Below are 19605 nucleotides of genomic sequence, written 5' to 3' on the forward strand. Positions count from 1 at the left end.
CACCCCTGCCAAGCGGACGAGGCCCGGCGCGAGCCGGGCCTCGACACCATTCCTAATGCGATCTGCACAACCCGGCAAGGCTGTCCTACCGCGAGGCTTTTCGACAGGTGCCCCTGACATTGGCTGGGAAAGTGGAGTTGCACGTGCGTGACAAGACGCAGTTGACACGGCTCGAAACAGAAACTGTCAATGCCGCCAAAACCCGCAAGCCCCTTTATGCCGCGCGTCAAAAGATCTTTCCGAAGCGCGCCTCGGGCAACTTTCGCCGCTTCAAATGGCTGGTGATGACGATCACACTTGGCATCTATTACCTGACTGCGTGGCTGCATTGGGATCGTGGCCCATTTGCCCCGGACCAGGCCGTGCTGCTCGATCTCACCAATCGGCGCTTCTACTTTTTCTTCATCGAGATCTGGCCGCAGGAATTCTTCTATGTGGCCGGCCTCCTGGTCATGGCCGGTGTTGGACTTTTCCTGATTACCTCTGCTGTCGGCCGTGCCTGGTGCGGCTATGCATGTCCGCAGACCGTGTGGGTCGATCTGTTCCTTGTCGTCGAGCGTGCGATTGAGGGGGACCGCAACGCCCGCATGAAACTCGATGCCGGCCCCTGGACCGCCCGCAAGCTGATGCTGCGGGTCTCGAAACACGCCATCTGGCTTGTCATAGGGGCGGCGACCGGTGGCGCCTGGATTTTCTATTTCGCTGATGCACCAACACTTGTGGGCGAGCTTTTCACCGGTACCGCCGCACCTGTCGCCTACATCACCATCGCCGTGCTGACGGCGACGACCTACACCTTCGGCGGCCTGATGCGCGAACAGGTCTGCACCTATATGTGCCCATGGCCGCGCATCCAGGCAGCCATGCTCGATGAGAATTCGCTCACCGTCACCTACAATGACTGGCGCGGCGAGCCGCGATCGCGCCACGCCAAGAAGGTGCAAGCCTCGGGGCAGTCCGTCGGCGACTGCGTCGACTGCAATGCCTGCGTCGCGGTCTGCCCAATGGGAATCGACATTCGCGACGGCCAGCAGCTCGAATGCATTACCTGCGCGCTGTGTATCGACGCCTGCGACGGCGTCATGGACAAGCTCGGCAAGGAGCGCGGGCTGATCTCCTACGCGACGCTCTCCGACTACAACGCCAACATGATGCTGGCGACCGCAGGCGGCTCCAGTTCAATCAATCCGTCGCTGGTCAGGACTGCTGTCGGCACCTTCTCCGATCAGGTGGCGCATTTTCACATTCGCAAGATCTTCCGGCCGCGCACCTACGTCTACATGGGCTTGTGGTCGCTGATCGGGCTGGGCCTGCTCTATTCGCTGCTGACGCGCGATCGGCTCGAACTGAACGTGCTGCATGACCGCAATCCGCAATTCGTCACACTATCCGATGGCTCCATCCGCAATGGCTATAGCGTCAAGCTGCTCAACATGATCCCTGAGCCAAGGACAATCGTCGTCACCATGCAGGGTCTGGAGGGTGCCGACATGGTCGTCGTCGGCGACGACATCCCGGCCGGCCGGTCTTTCGCCATCCCGGTCGAACCCGACCGCCTGAAAACGTTGAAGGTCTTCGTTCGCCAACCGGCGGACCAGATCCACGCCCCGGCACAGACCTTCAAGTTCCGTGTCGAGGATAAGGCGAGCTTCGAGTCGAACGAGTACGCCGCCACATTCAACGCGCCAGAGGCCGCCAAATGACCGCCAATGCCCAAAAGCCTCGCGAATTCACCGGCAGGCACATGCTGGCCATCATTCTCACCTTCTTCGGGGTGGTCATCGCGGTCAACCTGACCATGGCCACGCTCGCCAATACGAGTTGGACCGGCCTCGTCGTCGAGAACACCTATGTGGCCAGCCAGCAATTCAACAAGGAGGCCGAGGCCGGCCGCGCTCAAGCAGCGCTCGGTTGGACCGGCAAGCTGACCATCGCATGGGGCGAAGTCCGCTACAGCCTCTCCGACGCTGCAGGCAAGCCGGTTCCTCTGCACGGCGTCAAGGTGCTGTTTCGTCATCCCGCCTACGAGAAAGAGGACAAGTCCGTCACGCTCGCCCTCGCCTCCGGCCAGGAGTTCGCCGCCCAGCATATGCCGAAGGACGGCGTCTGGATCGTCGAAGTCGACACCGATGCCGGCCTGACACGACCCTATCGCGACGTCCGCAGGATTATGATTTCTCATGGAGCGCTGCAATGAGCTGTTGTGCACCGGGCGCTGAAATGGCGCTGGATCTGAACGGCGCCACGTCGGTCCTGCCATCCAGCCAGGAGATCAGGTTGGCGAGCCGATCGCTTGGCGATGATCTTCGGCAGACCGATCTTTCAGTGCCGACGGTTCATTGCGCCGCCTGTATCCAGACGATCGAGGCGGCACTTGGAAAGCTCGATCACGTCGAAAGCGCGCGCGTCAACCTGTCGACGAAGCGGGTCGCGGTCCGGTGGCGAGGAGACGAGGTGCCACCCTTCGTCGCCGCGCTTGGCAGGCTGGGCTACAAGGCGCATCTGTTCACACCCGAGGTCGATGACAAGGACAAGACGCTTGCCGAACTGATCCGCGCTGTCGCTGTTGCCGGCTTTGCGGCGGGGAACATCATGCTGCTTTCGGTCTCTGTCTGGTCCGGCGCCGAAGGTGCTACCCGCGACCTGTTTCACTGGGTCTCGGCGCTGATCGCCATTCCTGCCCTCGCCTTCGCCGGCGGAATCTTCTTCCGTTCGGCCTGGAATGCTTTGCGCCATGGTCGCATGAATATGGACGTGCCCATCGCGGTCGGTGTTTCGCTCGCCTATGCCATGAGCCTCTATGAGACGATCAATCATGGCGACCACGCCTATTTCGACGCGTCGGTATCGCTGCTGTTCTTCCTTTTGATCGGGCGCACGCTGGATCATGTGATGCGGGAGCGTGCCCGGACTGCCGTGAAGGGCCTGTCTCAGATGGCCGCGCGTGGCGCCATGGTGATGCGCGGCGACGGCGCGCGCGACTATCTGCCGGTCGGCGAGATCGAACCAGGCATGCGGTTGTTGATCGCGGCCGGTGAGAGGATCCCCGTCGACGGCAAGATCATCCAGGGAACGTCGGATCTCGACTGCTCGCTGGCCTCAGGCGAAAGCACGCCGAAAAACGTGGCGCCGGGCGAAGCAGTACAGGCCGGCGTGCTCAATCTTACCGGCCCGCTGACGATCCAGGCGACAGCCGCCGCAAAGGATTCGTTCCTGGCGGAGATGGTTCGGCTGATGGAATCCGCCGAGGGCGGTCGCGCGCACTATCGCCGCATCGCTGATCGCGTGTCGGCACTCTACGCGCCCCTGGTTCATCTCACCGCCTTCGTGACATTCCTGGGCTGGATGGCGGCGACCGGCGACTGGCACCGGGCGATGACGATCGCCATCGCTGTTCTCATCATCACATGCCCCTGCGCGCTCGGCCTCGCCGTGCCGATCGTCCAAGTGGTCGCGGCGCGGCGGCTTTTCGAGAGCGGTATCATGGTCAAGGACGGTTCGGCCATGGAGCGCCTCGCGGCGATCGATACTGCCGTGTTCGACAAGACCGGCACGCTCACGCTCGGCCAGCCCCGGCTGGTCAATGCGGACTCGATTGATCCGGGCATGCTGGCAATCGCCGCCGACATGGCCGCGCATTCGCGTCACCCGTTTTCAAAGGCCATGACCGGCTTTGCCGCTCCTGGCGGGCAACACAAATTCGATGCCGTCACAGAGCATCCGGGGTTCGGGATCGAAGCCACTGTCGCCGGAAGCACTTGGCGGCTGGGTCGACGCGGATGGGCTGGATGGAAGGCCCGGACCGGAGGTGAAGGCAAACATGGCTATGGTGGAACGGCCCTGACAAAAGACGGGTTCATTGTCGCGACCTTCGATTTCGAGAATGCGCTGCGCGCCGACGCGGCGGCGGCGATCAAGCGATTGAACGATGCCGGGGTGTCGATGCAAATGCTGTCGGGCGATACCGCCGCAGCCTGCGCCGAAGTGGCAAAGCTGCTGGATATCGACGACTTCGTTCCGTGCCTGCTGCCATCGGGCAAGCTCGAACGCATCGAAACCCTCGCGAAAGTTGGGCACAAGGTTCTGATGGTTGGCGACGGCCTCAACGATACGCCGGCCCTGAGCGCGGCGCATGTCTCGATCGCACCGGCCACCGCCGTCGACATTGGCCGCAACGCGGCAGACTTCGTCTTCCTGCGCGAAAGCCTCCTGGCGGTGCCGCTCGCCCTGGGCGTCTCGCGCAAGGCAGGAAACCTGATCCGGCAGAACATCGCAATCGCAATCGTCTACAATGCGGTGGCAGTACCAATCGCCATCCTCGGGCACGTCACGCCTTTGATAGCGGCGATTGCCATGTCTGCCTCATCGCTGCTTGTTATTGGAAACGCATTGCGCTTGCACGGCTTCATGGCGAATGCGACGGTGCAAGTTATTCAAAAAGTCAGACGCTCCGCAGTCGGCTATTCGGCACAATCCTCGTGACGACCTTGCTCTATCTCATACCAGTGGCCCTTTTTCTGGGTGCACTGGGCCTGTCCGGCTTCGTCTGGGCATTGCGAAGCGGTCAATACGAAGATCTCGACGGAGCCGCCGAGCGGATACTAATTGATCGGGACGACAAACCGGGACGCTGATTTCAATCCGCTGTGCATAAGATGCGCGGATCCCGCTCGTCAGTCGAGCCGGCTCGGTCGGGAACAAGCTGTCCATGCTCCATGACCAGCTTGACCTAAGCTGGGCACTACATTGATTTGTGAAAATCCACTGTCGTGCGAAGGACTGCCTTCCCATGCACCCAGTATGAGGCGGCTGATGCCGCGAGAGTACCTCGCGCGGCCGGACGAGCTTCGCACTGTGCGCACGGGTAACAAGTTGAGCGTCGCGATCGATCACCCGAGCGTGAACTACCAGTGCCGGTTGATCGTGCCCTGGCTGATCCAGATCAGGGTCATATTCGCATCAGTGGTGCTTTATAGGCCAGTCTTCGAAGGAGAATGCATGACTTATGTATCGCGGCCAGACGCGTCCACCTCTGATGGGGTTGCATGCTTCATTGCCGATCCATGCCAATTTCCGGCCCTGCGCCTTGCAGCAATGCGGTCACCGAAACTCAGCGCAGATCACGGTGTTCCGCACGTGGTATCCACTCGTCACGACGATAATAATAGGCAGAATCCCATGAGCGCCGTTCACATCATCGACTGCCACAACGCGAATGACTACTTCGCCGACAGGGCGGACGGACCGATCACACAGAAGATGCTAAAGACTGTCAACATCCGCGCGGAGCTCCACATTGCTTTGGACCGAAAGCATTTTCGTGAGGCTGTAGTCCAAGCGAACAAGGCGAAGTGCGACGTGCTTCACATCGCTGGGCACGGCAATGGAGACGGGATCGCTTCGTCCAGTGGGCGAGGTAGCCTTCTTTGGGCTGACTTCGTAGAAATGTTCCAAGGCTCGGATCCAGCGCCGAAGATCCTCGTGATGTCAATGTGCTGCGGAGCATCATACGCGTTGGCGGCGGGCACGGAGCTCAGCGGATGTCAGTCGGCTCAGTTCCACCGTTACACGAGGATAGCCGACGGGATGGCGGCACGCTGATGGGCTCTGACGACAATTTTGACATCGTTGTCGTTGGAGCCGGGCCGGTCGGCCTTTCGTTCGCTGCGTCGCTTGCCCAAAGCGAACTCAAGGTGGCAGTTGTTGAACAGAACACATTCGATAGTCTGGCGAATCCGGCTTTCGATGGTCGCGAAATCGCGCTGACCAACGCTTCGATCAGAACCCTTCGCGAGCTCGGCGCCTGGGATGTCATCCCGGCTTCGGACAAATCAGCAATTCAAGGCGCGCGCGTGCTCAACGGCTCGAGCGCATTCGCTCTTCGTTTCGATCCTCCCAGCAACTCTGGAGAACCGCTGGGGGTTTTGGTTCCAAATTGCCGGATCCGCGAGGCGCTGTTCAAAATCGTCCGCTTGCAGGATCGCGCCCGGCTGTTGTGCGGCCACTCGGTCGTCGATGCAACAAACAGCCAAGAAGGAGCAGTCGTAACGCTCTCTAATGGCGCGCGTTTAACTGCTCGGCTTGTTGTTGCCGCGGATTCGCGTTTGTCCGCCACGCGTGATCTGCTGGGCATCGGCGCCGATATCAACCGGCTTGGCCACTCGATGCTGATTTGCCGAGTGAGGCACGAGCGCGCCCACCACCAGATCGCCATCGAATGGTTCGATCACCATCAGACGATAGCGATATTGCCCCTCGCGGAGGGCGTGTCGTCGCTGCTGCTCACATTGCGCTCAAACGAGGCCTATAGACTGCTTGCCTTCGATGACGATTTGTTCCTGTCGGAGTTGACGAAACTGTGTCGAGGGCGCCTTGGAAAAATGACCTTGGCAAGCAAGCGCCATACCTATCCGCTGGTCACGACCTGGGCGCACAAATTCCGGGCCCCGAGCGCCGCACTCATCGGCGACGCTGCCATCGGCATGCACCCGGTGACCGCTCACGGATTCAACATCGGTCTCAGCAGCCAGAAGCAACTCGCCCGTGGAATCATGACTGCGTGCCGCGACGGCCGCAATGTTGGCGACCCCGACATGCTGCACATATACGAAAGGCGGCTGCGCCTGTCGGCGGCGCCGCTCTACCATGCAACGAACATACTGGTTGGACTCTACTCCAGAGACCACCTGGCGGCACGGCTTGCAAGGCATCTGGGGCTTCGCTTTGCCCAACATGTTCCCCTTGTCCGGCATGGGATTTCGGCGGAGCTCCAGCGGTGATACTGCACCAGCAGTTGCATTTTGCGCGATGTGCTGGGCGAGCGATGGGAGAGAGTGCATCATGCGCCGGAGTAATCCTGCTCCCGACGCTGATCTCCGATTGAAGAATTAACCCGTCCTTCAGGGGGGCTGCATAGGCTGCGGACAAGCAGGAGTAAGCAAGCTGACCCGTCCAGCCCTGGAAAAAGAAGATCCGCTGGAGGCGAGAATCCTTCAGGACCAGCTCGCTGATCTGAGGGCAGGCCTTTTCGTCTCAATGCCGATAAGCATTGTGCTGTCCGGGCTGATTTTGACCGTGCAGGCCCTTTCCGGGAACGGTCTTGCTGGCGCGGCCTAGTTTTCGGTCGTTAATGCGATAAATGCCGCCCGCCTTGCACTCGCCCCTCATCAGCTGAAGGAACCCGGAGTCCAGGATGATCTGACACGGGTTTGGCTGCGGCTTCGCTGGTTTGGCAGGCTTGCTCTTCTGGCGGGATTCACCTGGTCATTCCTTGCCGTCCTAACGGCTGGGTACACGACGTCTCAAGCATCGCTGCATCTAATAATTCTGGCGGGCATTTCAGCTGGCGCGGTCACGTACGGCAGCTCATATGCTGCGGCAGCGATATACTTCATCACACCGCCACTCCTCATTGCCGCCGCATGCTTGCTGACGAAGGGAACCCTGGAAAACTACATTCTGGCTTTTGCCGTCCTGCTTTTCGAGGGCGGCCTGGCTCGAGCCTCGTTCGTTGGACAAGCGCGCTTCCGTGACGCGAGCCGCCTGAGACATCAAGCCGAGCGGCTTGCCGCGGAAATGGAGCGCAATTCCAGGGAGGACCATCTTACCGCGCTCCTCAACAGGCGCGGCCTCGAACATGCAATCGATCAGTTTGAGAACACTGATGGGCCCTTTGTGGCCATGCTGATTGATCTGGATGGGTTCAAATCTGTCAACGATACCTACGGTCACAGAACGGGTGACGAGCTGCTTGCCAGGATCGCCCGCCGAATAGAGGAAGAAGCACCGGAGGGCTCAACGCTCGCCCGCATCGGTGGCGATGAATTCGTGCTGGTTTTTTCCTCGCTTAGAAATTCGCCTTCTCCCAGCAATCTCGCATCCAATCTCATATCCAAGCTTGCTCGCCCCTATCCTGGCGTCGCCTCCGTCCGGATCGGGGCATCCATAGGAATATACTCGGCTAAAAACCCGGGGCTGACGGAAATGTTGTTGCGGGCGGACATCGCCCTTTACACAGCTAAGCGCCGTGGCAGGAACGAATTTTGCCTGTTCGATGCCGAGCTCGACCGGGAACTGCAACGCCGCCAGTCCATCGAACGCGATCTTCATTCGGCGATAAAGACGAGAAGCTTGGGCCCTTGGTTCCAGCCAATCGTAAGACTCGACACCGAAGCTGTGATCGGTTTTGAAGGGTTGCTAAGGTGGTCCCATCCGATTCACGGTTCCATCTCTCCGCCCGAAATCATGACAGCGGCACGCGAAACCGGAATGCTCCAGCTGCTAACTCAAGCTGTATTTTCCGAATGTTGCGCTTTTATCGACGCCTTGGTGAAAGCTGACTGTCGTGATGTTCGTGTGACGATGAACGTTTCACCGCGCGAATTGGAGGCCGGCGATATCGACGAAATGGTTCTGAATGGTCTGGCGGCAAAGGACCTCCCTGCAACGATGTTCGAAATTGAGATAACAGAAGAATCGCCCGTGGACCCGGACAGGGTCGATGAAAAGCTCGGACGGCTTTCACATGCCGGCATTTCCATCGCGCTCGATGTCTTCGGCACCGGCTTTTCCACGTTGGCATCGCTCAAGGACAGTCGGATAAGGAAGGTGAAAATAGACCAGGGCTTCATTCGCGGTTTAGCCAAATCGCGGGAGGATCGGCTGCTTGTCAAAACCGTGATCGATCTTGGTCGGACGCTCGGGATCGAGGTCATGGCCGAGGGCGTCGAGACAGAGGCGGATCGGCAAACTCTGCACAAACTTGGCTGCAAAACCGCTCAGGGCTTCCTGTTCTCCAAGGCGGTGCCACTCAGCCAAGCGCTTGGTTTGGCAGTTAAAGAGCGCCAGGAGTTGTGACCGGCATCCGCCATTCGCTCACGCGCGCCACCTCGCCGGGTTCAGCGGTATCCTGCAAGTGGATGGCTACTCGGCCTATACCAACCTGGTCAAGGCACGGGACAAAGCCGGCAGCAATGAAACAATCCGGCTCGCCGGGTGCTGGGCTCACCTGCGGCGCAAATTCTACGACCTGCACATCAGCGGGATCTCGCAGGGCCGCGACGGGTTCGATCACCGCCATGACCGAATTGTGGAAGGTCGAGACAAGGTTCGTGGCAAGGATGCTGGAAGCCGCGCCGCGCTGCGTCAGGAAAAGTCCGTGGCCATTGTCGCGAGCCCCTTCGATCTATGGGAAGCGGAACTGGGCAAGGTCTCGGGGAAATCCAAAACCGCCTTGCGGGGCTGACCTTCCATCTGGTCCGTGGTTAGCTGATAGGCGGTTTATTTGTCGTGCAACGTGCTCTTTCAGCCTAAGCTGCTCCACGCGTGGGGTACCAAATGTCAGACTTTCACCACTAGGAAATCGCGAACGGGCGCGGCGCTTACTGGCCGCATTGCCGCAAAATAGCGTCGGAAGGTGGGATCGGCGTGACGTTGTTACTCAGAGTGAGTGGTCCCGAGAGTTGAGGGCAGAATCGAAATTCGCGTGTTCCTATAGCGCATCTCCGATCGGGGGCCATCGCCACGAGCAGCAGATGAGGCAATGCGAAGCTTGGTCGATCGACAGAGTGATGCGGCACGACATCCATTTCCTACCAGCCCATTCCCCCCGATACAGCCGCGCGTCTACTCGAACCTAGAGCTGTCGAGCATGAGCAAACACCGTCCTTGTTGTGTTCTGAGAACTCCAGCTTTACCTCGCCGAATGGCAGCTCGCAAATGATGCAATCAAAAGTGTGCATACCGCGGCAGCGACCACATTGTTTCAGTCTTTTCAACAGCGTAAGAATCTGACGGTATTTTTGACGGTACTCACTGGTTGTGTGACTTAAATTAAGTAATTGAAACAATCAGGTACGGCCTTAATTGATGATTGAGTGGGAATGATTCAGGCCCATCCGAACACCGCTGAAATTGCGCTAGAGTTCGATCTAAGTCACTGAGATAAAAGATGGTTTTGGCCGGCAATTTTCGCCGGTCATCGGTGTGCGTCGTTTGGAGGTGCCGTACCGGTTGCCGGACCTCACCCACATTGCCACGATGATTCTTGACAGTACCGTCACGTCATAGAGGGCTTCTGACGGTCACCTTTTTCCACGCCAAGCAGCTGAAAACTAAAGGTAAATTCTGCAAATCAGCCCTCAAAACCTGATGACGGTACTTTAAGCTTCCGCGAAGTTCGGCCATCGGGCGATTACGTTCAATGGCTCGCCATAGCTACCATTTGCAAGGTCCACGAGCCTGGCGGGAGCAAGGCGGAACAATCCGATTGCCGGCGAGTTTTCAAGATGAAGGGCGCATCTGTTTCGGAGGAAGACTGGGATGAAACGCGTCCTTGCCCAAAATGCGGTACGGCTGATGCTGGGCGGCGTAACCGCCTGTCTGCTTACGGTCGTTGATATCCCCAACCCGATTGCACCATCCTCGCTAGTGTCGCAGGCAAGGGCCGCCACCGAGGTTTCGATCAGCACATTCTACGAAGACCTGTCGTCCCATGGCGATTGGGTCTCGTATCATGGAGCGACCGTTTTCGTGCCAGTTGATGTACCTGACGATTGGCGCCCGTATACCCTGGGCCATTGGGTCTATACAGAGGAATATGGCTGGCTCTGGGTATCCGACGAGCCATTCGGCTGGGCGACGTACCATTACGGCCGGTGGGGCTATGCCGACGATATCGGCTGGTACTGGGTTCCGGGCACTCGCTGGGCGCCAGCATGGGTGACTTGGCGTCGTGACAGGGAGCACATCATTTGGGCTCCGCTGCCGCCGCGCCGTGATCCGGACTTGATTTCAATCGAGGTAACCTTCGACACGACGCCGGATTATTACTGGGTTGTGGTCCCTAGCCGCGAATTCCTTGCTGCCGACGTTTCTGTCGCTGTTATCCGTGATAGGTCCGAGTTTGTGCCGATTGTCGAGGCGGCCCAGCCGGCCGGCGACGTGACCATCCAGAACAACGTGGTGGTCAACAAAGTCATTGATGTTGATGTGATCGAAAAGGAGACGGACCAGAATGTGACTGCCGTCAAGGTCAGCAAGACCGACGCGCCCGAGCAGTCCGGCAAATTGGAAAATGACACGGTCGCGGTCTTCGAAGGTGAGGTGAAAGCCGACCCCAAGGCAAAACCAGCTAAGCTAAAGGACATCGAGCAGGTGAAGCAGGTTCAGGCTGGCCGTAAATCGAAGCCGACCGAAGGCGCAAGGGCCGATGGGGCGGAGCCGGAAGAGACCGCCAAGCCTGAGCAGCCCGCCGCCGAGCAGCAGGAGGCCGAGCCGGAACAGGCCGCCAAGCCTGAGAAGCCGAAGGGCAAGAAGCAGCCCGCCGCCGAACAGGAGGCCGAGCCGGAACAGGCGGCCAGGCCCGAGAAGCCGAAGGCCAAGACGCAGCCCGCCGCCGAGCGGCAGCAGACCGAGCCGGAACAGGCTACCAAGCCTGAGAAACCGAAGGCCAAGAAGCAGCCCGCCGCCGAGCAGCAGGCCGAGCCCGAACAGGCCGCCGAGCCTGAGAAACGAAAGGCCAAGAAGCAGCCCGCCGCCGAGCAGCAGGCCGAGCCGGAACAGACGGCCAAGCCTGAGAAACGGAAGGCGAAGGAGCAGCCCGCCGCCGAGCAGCAGGCCGAGCCGGAACAGGCGGCCAAGCCTGAGAAACGGAAGGCGAAGGAGCAGCCCGCCGCCGAGCAGCAGCAGGCCGAGCCCGAGCAGGTGGCCAAGCCCAAGCCACGGAGCCAGAAAAACAAGGCGTGCGATCCGCAGACTGACGCGAACTGCTAGGCGGCCGCGAAGGAAAGTCGATTGCACAGCCGCCGGAGTTACCCGGGGCGAGTCAGCGACACTCGTCTTTGCAGTCCGAGTCTCTGCGATTCTCCCCGACGTTCCTCGGCTCCGATAGCGTCGGATCCTTGGCGGCGGATGGGCCCAGTGCCGGGACGTTGTTCTGGACCGTCATGACCAATGTTCGGCGGCCGGCGCGCGCATGTCGGTGGGCGGGCCACTGAACGCAGCAAGGGCGAAGCAGTCGTGGCGCTCGAGGAGAAATTCACGCGCTATCGCCAACCCGCTGACGGCTGGTCTGCGCTGCCGAAGCGAAGGGCATGTGAAATCGGGCGGGGCGATTTTGGAACCATTGCCATTTGCCACAGAAGCCGGGCTAGGCCGCGCGTGAGCCTTAGTGGGGTGCAGAAAACGCGTCAGGGGGCCCTATTTCGTTCACCAGTCGCGCGCCTGTCGAGCGGCGGCACTCGACAAAGCCGCCGGTGAACAACTCCTGGGACCTTCGCCCCTTGTCGAAGTTCGGTAGCTGGGCGGCGCTGTTGCGTCGGGATGGCATATCGGGCCCGATTGGAACGGACTGATCAGAGGAGACCCGACAAAAGAGCCGTCCCTCACACCGTCGGGCTCTTTCAATGCATTGGCGGCGCTTTATTGAAGAGCTTTCCGGTGACCAGCTACACCGTTGAAACGATGTCGGGGACGGATGCAGTATTGCCTCCGCGAGGACCACCTCACCTAAAGAAGCCGCTGAATGGGTGACCGGCCGGCACGTACAGGACCGGCGAGACGAGACCCAATGGGTTCGCGTCACCGACGACACCAATCGAGCGGTCTACAATTTGCTCCAGATAGGAAAAGCCCGCCGCCGAGACGGACCGGGTCCCTCACTTGTTAGCCGCCCGCGGCGCAAAGATTTCAATTCCCAACATCTCTCGCCGTGCGACTACCGGGGCCGGCAGAAGGCAAACGGCGATTTAAAAACACGCAATAGAAAATTGCGATTAAAATAGAGGCAGAAGCCCAAAATTTGACAACGCCTTGAAGCGGAAGCGGCCGTTGAAAACTTGAGTTGAAATTATAACCAACTGTAACTGATCGATTTTTTGCCCGGCACTTTGGACTGTCAGGTTTGGCACGTCGCTTGCACCGCAATGTTGCAATGCAAAACAACCAGCTTGGGAGTGTGCAATATGAGGGGCAATTTCTCGACAATAACAAAAATGTTTTCGGCCGGCGTGATCGCTGCCGGCCTGTCGATATCGGCTCCCGCCAGAGCGGCCGACGACACGATCAAGGTCGGCATCCTCCATTCGCTCTCGGGGACCATGGCGATTTCGGAGACGACGCTGAAGGACGTCATGCTGATGCTGATCGAGGAGCAGAACGCTAAGGGCGGCCTGCTCGGCAAGAAGCTCGAGGCGGTTGTCGTCGATCCGGCTTCCAACTGGCCGCTCTTCGCCGAAAAGGCGCGCGAGCTGATCTCCAAGGACAAGGTCGCGGCGGTCTTCGGCTGCTGGACCTCGGTGTCGCGCAAATCGGTGTTGCCGGTGTTCTCGGAGCTCGACAACATCCTGTTCTACCCCGTCCAGTATGAGGGCGAGGAAAGCGAGCGCAACGTCTTTTACACGGGTGCTGCCCCCAACCAGCAGGCCATTCCGGCCGTCGACTACCTGATGAGCGCCGATGGCGGCTCGGTGAAGCGCTGGGTGCTCGAAGGCACCGACTATGTCTACCCGCGCACCACCAACAAGATCCTCGAAGCCTATCTGAAGTCGAAGGGCGTGCCGGCCGAGGACATCATGGTCAACTACACGCCGTTCGGCTTCTCCGACTGGCAGACCGAAGTCTCGGCGATCAAGAAGTTCGGCTCGGCCGGCAAGAAGACGGCCGTGATCTCGACCGTCAACGGCGACGCCAACGTGCCGTTCTACAAGGAACTGGGCAACCAGGGCATCAAGGCCGAGGACATTCCAGTCATGGCCTTCTCAGTCGGCGAGGAAGAACTGGCCGGTCTCGACACCGGTCCGCTGGTCGGCCACCTCGCCGCCTGGAACTATTTCGAGAGCGTCGACACGCCCGAGAACAAGAAGTTCATCGACGACTGGCACAAGTTCATAAAGAACGACAAGCGCACGACCAACGACCCTATGGAAGCCCACTATATCGGCTTCAACATGTGGGTGAAGGCAGTCGAGAAGGCCGGTACTACCGATCCGGACAAGGTCATCGACGCCATGGTCGGCGTCTCGGTGCCGAACCTGACCGGTGGCTATTCGACGATGATGCCGAACCATCATATCACGAAGCCGGTGCTCATCGGCGAGATCCAGGCCGACGGCCAGTTCGAGACCGTCTCGCAAACGCCCGGCCTTGTGATGGGCGACGAATGGTCCGACTACCTGCCCGATTCCAAGAACCTGATCTCCGATTGGCGCGCGCCGCTCAGTTGCGGCAACTTCAACGTCGCCACCGGCAAGTGCGGCGGCAAGGGCACCAACTGATCCTCCCAGGTCTGTCGGGTCGCCGCGTGGCCCCGCGATCCGAGACCGCGGCCCGGGCGGGCCTTCGCGTCCCGCCCGGGCAGAAACCTCAAACGTTCGAGATCCGCTGAAGCTGATGATCCTGTTGCGCGCGATTGGCTTGACGCTGCTGCTGACGATGGCAAGCCTGCTGCCGTCGAAGGCAGGCGAGGCCGATCTTCGCGCGGCAATAGCCAAGTTCGCTACAGCGACTAATTTCTCGGCCACGGAAGCCATCGTGCGCGAGCTCGCGACCAGCGGCGATCCGGCCGTCGAAAGGCCGCTGTCGGCGCTCGCCGACGGCAACCTCTATATTCGCAAAGCCGATTCGCAGGTCTTCATCGGCAAGGACGCGGCGAGCGGTGTCGAACTGCTCGATCCTTTCAGCGGCGACAAGTCCGCCGATGCCGCCAAGGCCGATCTCACCAAGATCAAGGTCAACAACGGTCTTCGCCGCGCCATACGCGACGCGCTGGGGACGCTGACGCTGCGCGCCAAGGACGCGAGCGTGCGCCTTGCCGCCGCCGCGACCATGTTCAAGACGCCCGACGCGGCGAATATCGAACCGCTCGATGCCGCGATCGCTGCTGAGACCGACCCAGCCGTCAAGACGATGTTCGTGCAGGCGCGCGCGGCGTCGGTTCTGGTTTCCGACAAGCCGGAAGCCGACAAGCTCGCCGCCATCTCGGCCATCGCGGCGCGCGGCGACCGCGATGCGCTTTCCCTGCTGACCTCCGTTGAGGCTGGCGCGCAGGGAGCGGTCAAGAACTTGGCAACCGCCGCGATCGGCCATATCAATTCGACGCTGGCATTGTGGGATGCCGGCCAGAACATCTGGTACGGCATATCACTCGGATCGGTGCTGCTGCTCGGCGCTATCGGTCTCGCCATCACCTTTGGCGTCATGGGCGTCATCAACATGGCGCATGGCGAGATGGTGATGCTCGGCGCCTACACCACCTTCGTCGTCCAGCAGGTGATCCGCACGTCGTTTCCGAGCCTCTTCGACTGGTCGCTGGTCATCGCGCTGCCGCTCGCCTTCCTGGTCTCGGCGCTGGTCGGCCTCGTCATCGAGCGCGGCGTCATCCGCTTCCTCTACGGCCGGCCGCTGGAGACGCTTCTTGCCACATGGGGCGTCTCGCTGATCCTGCAGCAGGCGGTGCGCACCGTCTTCGGCCCGACGAACCAGGAGGTCGGCAATCCGTCCTGGATGTCGGGATCGTTCGACATCGGTCAATTGGCCATCACCTGGAACCGGCTGTGGATACTGGTGTTCGCGCTGCTGGTGTTCGGTGTGCTGCTCTACGTCATGAAGCGAACGCCCTGGGGCCTGCAGATGCGTGCCGTCACCGCCAATCGGCGCATGGCCGCATCCATGGGCATCAGGACGCCTTGGGTCGACGCGCTGACTTTCGCGCTCGGCTCCGGTATCGCCGGGATCGCCGGCGTGGCGCTCAGCCAGATCGACAACGTCTCGCCCAATCTCGGCCGCGGCTACATTATCGACAGTTTCATGGTCGTGGTCTTCGGTGGCGTCGGCAATCTCTGGGGCACGATGGTCGGCGCCTTCTCGCTCGGCATCGTCAACAAGTTCCTCGAGCCGTACGCCGGCGCGGTGCTTGGCAAGATCGTCGTGCTGGTACTGATCATCCTGTTCATCCAGAAGCGGCCGCGCGGCCTGTTCGCGCTGAAGGGCAGGGCGGTGGAAGCATGATCACGCAGCGCTTCTTCGGCGCCGACCGGCGCATCGCGATCGCCATCCTCGTCCTGCTGGCGGCGGCCGCCATCGTGCCGCTGCTAAACCTCGCGGTGTCGCCTCAAAGCGCTTTCTACATTCCGCCTTACATCGTCTCTTTGGTCGGGAAATATCTCTGTTACGCGCTGCTGGCGCTCGCGCTCGATCTGGTCTGGGGCTATTGCGGCATCCTTTCGCTCGGCCACGGCGCCTTCTTCGGGCTCGGCGGCTATGCGATGGGCATGTATCTGATGCGTCAGATCGGCTCGCGCGGCGTCTATGGCAATCCCATCCTGCCGGACTTCATGGTGTTCCTGAACTACAAGGAACTGCCCTGGTTCTGGCACGGCTTCGACCATTTCTGGTTCGCGGTGCTGATGGTGCTGGCCGTGCCGGGCCTGCTTGCCTTCGTATTCGGCTGGTTCGCCTTCCGCAGCCGCGTCACCGGCGTTTATCTCTCGATCATCACCCAGGCGATGACCTATGCGCTGCTGCTTGCCTTCTTCCGCAACGACATGGGTTTCGGAGGCAATAACGGCCTGACCGATTTCAAGGACATACTCGGCTTCAACATCCAGGCCGACGCGACGCGCGCGGCGCTGTTTTCAGCAAGCGCCGTGACGCTGGCGTTCGCCGTCTTTGTCACCGCGGCGATCGTGCGCTCCAAATACGGCAAGCTGCTGATGGCGGTGCGCGACGCCGAAAGCCGCACCCGCTTCCTCGGCTGGCGGGCCGAGAATGTAAAACTCTTCGCCTTCAGCGTCTCGGCCGTCATGGCCGGCATCGCCGGCGCGCTCTACGTGCCGCAGGTCGGCATCATTAATCCCGGCGAGTTCGAGCCCGCCAATTCGATCGAAGTGGTGATCTGGACCGCCGTCGGCGGGCGCGGCACCATCGTCGGCCCGATTATCGGCGCGCTCCTGGTCAATGCCGGCAAATCCTGGTTCACCGGCGTGCTGCCTGAATTCTGGCTATTCGCGCTTGGCGGGTTGTTCGTCGCCGTAACGCTGTTCCTGCCCAAGGGCGTGGTCGGCACGTGGGATAGCTGGCGAGGCAAGGCCAGGGCGCTGCGCGCGGCCTCGCTCGCCGCGGAAGCCGGCATCGACCCGCCGGAAGCGCAGCCGAAGATCGAGCGCTCGGCGGCGAGAACGCCGGGCGCGTGGTCGGCCAACGGCCCCGAACCGCAGCCGGCGGAGTAAGCGACCATGAGCAAGTCGAACACCATCCTCTATCTGGACGGCGTCTCGGTCTCCTTCGACGGCTTTCGCGCCATCAACAACCTGTCGCTGGTGCTCGACAAGGGCGAGATGCGCGCCATCATCGGACCCAACGGCGCCGGCAAGACGACGATGATGGATATTGTCACCGGCAAGACGCGGCCGGACGAGGGCGAGGTATTCTTCGACGGTCGGGTCGATCTCACCAGGCATGACGAAGCCGAGATCGCCATGATGGGCATCGGCCGCAAGTTCCAGAAGCCGACCGTCTTCGAGAGCCACAGCGTCGAGGACAATCTGATGCTGGCGCTGAAGGGGCCGCGCTCGATCTTTCCAGCGCTCTTCCATTGCGGCTCGCCGACCGGGGCCAGGCGCATCGACGACATCCTCGGCATCATCCGCCTCGGCGACAAGCGCGGGGAGGTCGCCGCCAATCTCAGCCATGGCCAGAAGCAGTGGCTGGAGATCGGCATGCTGCTGGCACAAGACCCGAAGCTGCTCCTCGTCGACGAGCCGGTCGCCGGCATGACCGATGCGGAGACCGAGGAGACGGCGCGCCTGCTCAAGGACATCGCCCGCGACCATTCGGTGGTCGTCGTCGAGCACGACATGCATTTCGTGCGCGAGCTCGGCGTCAAGGTCACCTGCCTGCACGAGGGCTCGGTGCTGTCGGAAGGCACGCTCGATTTCGTTTCGGCCGACGAACGCGTCGTCGAAGTCTATCTGGGGCGCTGAGCATGATCTGGCGGGTCTCGTTGCATCGTTTCGACCTTTCCTTCCTCAGGTGCTGGAGAAGGGGCTGACCATGCTCGAAGTCTCCGACGCCACGCTCCATTACGGCGCCGCCCAGGCGCTGCGCGGCGTTTCGCTGAAAGCGGGCGCGGGCAAGATCACCTGCGTACTCGGCCGCAACGGCGTCGGCAAGACCAGTTTGATGAGATCCATCGTCGGCCATCATAGGCTGACGAGCGGAAGTGTTGTCTTCGAGGGGAAAGCGCTCGAGCGGAGCGCGGCGTATGACCGCGCCCGGTCGGGCATCGCATTCGTGCCGCAGGGCAGGGAAATCTTTCCCCTGCTCACGGTGGGCGAAAATCTGGAATCGGGGTTCGCACCGCTGAAGCGCGCCGACCGCAACGTTCCAGCTCATGTCTTCGAGCTGTTTCCAGGGTTGAAGCAGACGCTCGGTCGCCGCGCCGGCGACTTGTCCGGCGGCCAGCAGCAGCAGCTCGCCATAGGCCGCGCGCTGGTGATGCGGCCGAAGCTGCTCGTGCTCGACGAGCCGACCGAAGGCATCCAGCCATCAATCATCAAAGACATCGGCCGCGCCATCCGCTATCTGCGCGACCAGGCGGGGATCGCGGTGCTTCTGGTCGAGCAGTATCTGGATTTCTGCCGCGAGCTTGCCGACGAGGTCAACATCATGGACCGTGGCCAGATCGTGCATACCGGCCCCGCCGAGGATCTGGACAGGCCCGATGTACGCAAGCTCCTTACTGTCTAGGTTCAGTCGTCATCCTTTGGCCGAAGCGCCGCAAAACAATGTCGTTTCGATGGAAAGTCCGTAGAAGCGCGCCATGTTCTGCGCGGCATCCTGCGTTCGACATTAAGCCGATAGGGCTGAGCAAAGCATGGGATAAGAATCGCCGATCGGGGAATGCTCGTACAACGACACCTATGAATCGCTTGTCGCGCAGCGCCCACGCGCTCCAATCCGCGGCCGCGGTTTGCTGAGGGCGAGCTCCAGTCTGAGCCATCCGAAAGCGACCTTTCTGCTCACCCAACAAGCCGTCATTCGGACAGATGGAAGCTCCCTTCTTCCGCGTCAAAGGACGCCTGAGCCCAGGGGATCGACTCGCCTCGTCAGGCTCCGCGATTGAAGCGATCTATCCTAAACTCGTCGAAGGCCGTTTCGCAGTCGCCGGTGGTGATGAGCTCGGCCATGGCGTCGCCGACACCCGGACCGAGCTGGAAGCCGTGCCCGCTGAAGCCGAAAGCGTGGAACAGGCCCGGCGTCGTCGACGAGCGTCCCATGACCGGCAGCATGTCGCGGACATAGCCTTCGCAGCCCGACCAGGTGCGGATGACCGCGACTTGCGCGATCGCCGGCAGCAGCCGCGCGACGGCGCGCAATTGCGTCGGCAGGCGCATGGGGTCGGCGGTCGCATGGCCTGGATCGAGGTCTACCGGCACCCTTTCGGCGGCGCCGCCGAAGACGATGTTGCCACGCTCGACCTGACGCAGATAGGCGCCATAGTCCTTGTCGCGCGTCCAGATGCCGACCACCGGCAGGATCCGGTGCGGCAGTGGCTCGGTCACACCCATTTGTGGACCGCGGGCATCGAGCGGGACCTCTTCGCCGAAC

At 61.1% G+C, this 19605-nt stretch carries 15 protein-coding genes; 14 read left to right on the forward strand and 1 reads right to left on the reverse strand.

All coding sequences use genetic code 11. The features are described 5' to 3' along the window. Window positions 1-143: 143 nt before the first annotated feature. From ccoG to urtE, 14 genes are all read left to right on the forward strand, one after another. Window positions 144-1703: a cytochrome c oxidase accessory protein CcoG gene (ccoG, locus tag EOA49_RS10855; protein WP_029354962.1), complete on the forward strand. Its 1560-nt coding sequence runs from the start codon at window positions 144-146 to the stop codon at window positions 1701-1703. Then, the gene (locus tag EOA49_RS10860; RefSeq protein ID WP_091595779.1) at window positions 1700-2197 is read left to right on the forward strand and encodes a FixH family protein; all 498 of its coding nucleotides are present in this window, start codon (window positions 1700-1702) and stop codon (window positions 2195-2197) included. Before ccoG ends, EOA49_RS10860 begins: the two co-directional genes overlap by 4 nt. Next, window positions 2194-4482: a cation-translocating P-type ATPase gene (locus EOA49_RS10865; protein ID WP_095520368.1), complete on the forward strand. Its 2289-nt coding sequence runs from the start codon at window positions 2194-2196 to the stop codon at window positions 4480-4482. The genes EOA49_RS10860 and EOA49_RS10865 overlap by 4 nt, the downstream gene beginning before the upstream one ends. Then, the gene (gene ccoS, locus EOA49_RS10870) at window positions 4479-4634 is read left to right on the forward strand and encodes a cbb3-type cytochrome oxidase assembly protein CcoS (protein WP_084831491.1); all 156 of its coding nucleotides are present in this window, start codon (window positions 4479-4481) and stop codon (window positions 4632-4634) included. Before EOA49_RS10865 ends, ccoS begins: the two co-directional genes overlap by 4 nt. Before the next feature lie 238 nt (window positions 4635-4872). Then, the gene (locus EOA49_RS32585; protein ID WP_128344425.1) at window positions 4873-5601 is read left to right on the forward strand and encodes a hypothetical protein; all 729 of its coding nucleotides are present in this window, start codon (window positions 4873-4875) and stop codon (window positions 5599-5601) included. Next, the gene (gene ubiM, locus EOA49_RS10875; protein WP_189350574.1) at window positions 5598-6779 is read left to right on the forward strand and encodes a 5-demethoxyubiquinol-8 5-hydroxylase UbiM; all 1182 of its coding nucleotides are present in this window, start codon (window positions 5598-5600) and stop codon (window positions 6777-6779) included. The genes EOA49_RS32585 and ubiM overlap by 4 nt, the downstream gene beginning before the upstream one ends. A 646-nt stretch (window positions 6780-7425) precedes the next feature. Beyond that, entirely contained in the window at window positions 7426-8856 is a 1431-nt protein-coding gene (locus tag EOA49_RS10880; RefSeq protein ID WP_236370626.1) for an EAL domain-containing protein, read from the forward strand. Next, window positions 8822-9244, forward strand: a complete 423-nt coding sequence (locus EOA49_RS32590) for a transposase (protein WP_259979747.1) — start codon at window positions 8822-8824, stop codon at window positions 9242-9244. The genes EOA49_RS10880 and EOA49_RS32590 overlap by 35 nt, the downstream gene beginning before the upstream one ends. Window positions 9245-10320: 1076 nt before the next feature. Next, window positions 10321-11772 (forward strand): DUF6600 domain-containing protein, encoded by a 1452-nt coding sequence (locus EOA49_RS10890; protein ID WP_127239641.1) that lies wholly within the window; start codon window positions 10321-10323, stop codon window positions 11770-11772. Between the two features lie 1190 nt (window positions 11773-12962). After that, window positions 12963-14273, forward strand: a complete 1311-nt coding sequence (urtA, locus tag EOA49_RS10895; RefSeq protein ID WP_127215183.1) for an urea ABC transporter substrate-binding protein — start codon at window positions 12963-12965, stop codon at window positions 14271-14273. A 115-nt stretch (window positions 14274-14388) separates the two neighbouring features. Continuing rightward, on the forward strand, window positions 14389-16005 hold the full coding sequence (gene urtB, locus EOA49_RS10900) for an urea ABC transporter permease subunit UrtB (RefSeq protein WP_066989207.1): 1617 nt from the start codon (window positions 14389-14391) through the stop codon (window positions 16003-16005). After that, a complete protein-coding gene (gene urtC, locus EOA49_RS10905) occupies window positions 16002-17225 on the forward strand; it encodes an urea ABC transporter permease subunit UrtC (protein WP_095825769.1) in 1224 nt (407 codons plus the stop codon). Before urtB ends, urtC begins: the two co-directional genes overlap by 4 nt. 6 nt (window positions 17226-17231) lie before the next feature. After that, window positions 17232-17978, forward strand: a complete 747-nt coding sequence (gene urtD / locus EOA49_RS10910; RefSeq protein WP_127241757.1) for an urea ABC transporter ATP-binding protein UrtD — start codon at window positions 17232-17234, stop codon at window positions 17976-17978. A gap of 70 nt (window positions 17979-18048) precedes the next feature. Continuing rightward, complete coding sequence (gene urtE, locus EOA49_RS10915; RefSeq protein WP_127241756.1) at window positions 18049-18744, forward strand: urea ABC transporter ATP-binding subunit UrtE; 696 nt, start codon at window positions 18049-18051, stop codon at window positions 18742-18744. A 359-nt stretch (window positions 18745-19103) separates the two neighbouring features. On the opposite strand, the gene EOA49_RS10920 is transcribed toward urtE, so the two are convergent. Further along, window positions 19104-19605 (reverse strand): FAD-binding oxidoreductase (locus EOA49_RS10920; RefSeq protein ID WP_164749212.1); only part of this gene is annotated, 502 nt, incomplete at its 5' end.

The sequence above is a fragment of the Mesorhizobium sp. M1A.F.Ca.IN.020.04.1.1 genome (assembly GCF_003997315.1).
In the GTDB taxonomy this organism is placed as follows: Bacteria; Pseudomonadota; Alphaproteobacteria; order Rhizobiales; family Rhizobiaceae; genus Mesorhizobium.